A 1,467-nucleotide genomic window follows, 5' to 3' on the forward strand; every position below is an offset into this window, starting at 1 on the left:
GGTCGTGGACCCCGAGGCCTTCGAGGGCGTCCTGGATCTCACCCGTGCGCGCGGGTACGCCTCCGACGTCGAGGAGACCTGGGAGGGCATCGCCTCGGTGGCCGCGCCCATCCACGACCGGCGCCGCATGCCGGTCGGCGCGGTCGGCATCACCGGTGCGGTGGAGCGTGTCCGCAGGGAAGGGGAGCTGCGCCCCGACCTGATCGCAGCCGTACGGGACTGCGCCCGCGCGGTGTCGCGGGACCTGGGCGCCGGGCGTTTCTGACCCCGCCCGGCCCCTGCCGCCCGGCCTTCTGCCCCCTGCTCAACATGCAGGGGGCACTCTTCTGCGCGACGATCATTGGACCGCGTTTCACCCGGCGGGCCCCCCGCCTCGACCGATAACCCGGAACGATCAATAACGATCGTGTTTTCAATAACAGAACTCTTGACGGGCAAGTAACCACGGGGTGAGACTCGCGTCCATCGGTCGGCATTGTCGAACACCTACCGGCATTACGCGTTAGAGTGTGACAAGGCCAGGGCCGGCAACGACCTCACCTGAGGTCGCGGACCACCGGAGGGACCCGGGGTTCGCCTTTCCCTGGACGAAGGACAAAGGAGTCGCGGGTGTCCAGCTCCGACATCTTCATCGGCGAGACCATCGGTACCGCCATTCTCATTCTGCTCGGCGGCGGTGTCTGTGCCGCCGTCACGCTCAAGGCCTCCAAGGCCAAGGACGCCGGCTGGCTGGCGATCACCTTCGGGTGGGGCTTCGCGGTACTGACCGGCGCGTACCTGGCGGGTGGCGTCTCCGGCGCCCACCTCAACCCGGCGGTCACCATCGGCCTCGCCATCGAGGGCGGCACGAAGTGGAGCGATGTTCCGCTCTACCTCGCCTCGCAGCTCCTCGGCGCGATGATCGGCGCCGTCCTGGTCCGGCTCGCCTACCTGGGCCAGTTCAAGGCCCACCTGACCGACCCCGAGGTCCTCGCGGCGCAGCCGATGGAGGAGGGCCTCGTCGACCAGAAGGCCGCACCGAAGGCCGGTCCGGTGCTCGGCGTGTTCTCCACGGGCCCCGAGATCCGCAACTACGCGCAGAACGTGCTCACCGAGATCATCGCGACCACCGTCCTGGTCCTCGCGATCCTCACCCAGGGCCTGAACGACGGCGGCAACGGCATCGGCGTGCTCGGCGCACTGATCACCGCGCTCGTCGTGGTCGGCATCGGCCTCTCGCTCGGTGGCCCCACGGGCTACGCGATCAACCCGGTCCGTGACCTGGGTCCGCGCATCGTGCACTCCCTGCTCCCGCTGCCGAACAAGGGCAGCTCCGACTGGGCGTACGCATGGGTGCCGATCGCCGGCCCGCTGATCGGCGGTGCCATCGCCGGTGGCCTCTACAACCTCGCGTTCAAGTAGGACCGCGAGCGCTGCCGTCGACCGCCCGAGACAGACCGCCGAGAGCAAAGAAGAGCAGGAGAGAAC

At 68.8% G+C, this 1,467-nt stretch carries 2 protein-coding genes; both read left to right on the plus strand.

What is annotated here, in order from left to right; genetic code table 11:
- Nucleotides 1-265 (plus strand): IclR family transcriptional regulator C-terminal domain-containing protein (locus ACQKIP_RS47305; RefSeq protein WP_427745848.1); only part of this gene is annotated, 265 nt, incomplete at its 5' end.
- A 344-nt stretch (nt 266-609) separates the two neighbouring features.
- Nucleotides 610-1,401, plus strand: coding sequence for an MIP/aquaporin family protein (locus ACQKIP_RS47310; RefSeq protein WP_427745849.1), 792 nt, complete (start codon nt 610-612; stop codon nt 1,399-1,401).
- Nucleotides 1,402-1,467: the final 66 nt, after the last annotated feature.

Origin of the sequence: Streptomyces sp. NPDC059900 (assembly GCF_050270335.1) — a bacterium.
In the GTDB taxonomy this organism is placed as follows: Bacteria; Actinomycetota; Actinomycetes; order Streptomycetales; family Streptomycetaceae; genus Streptomyces.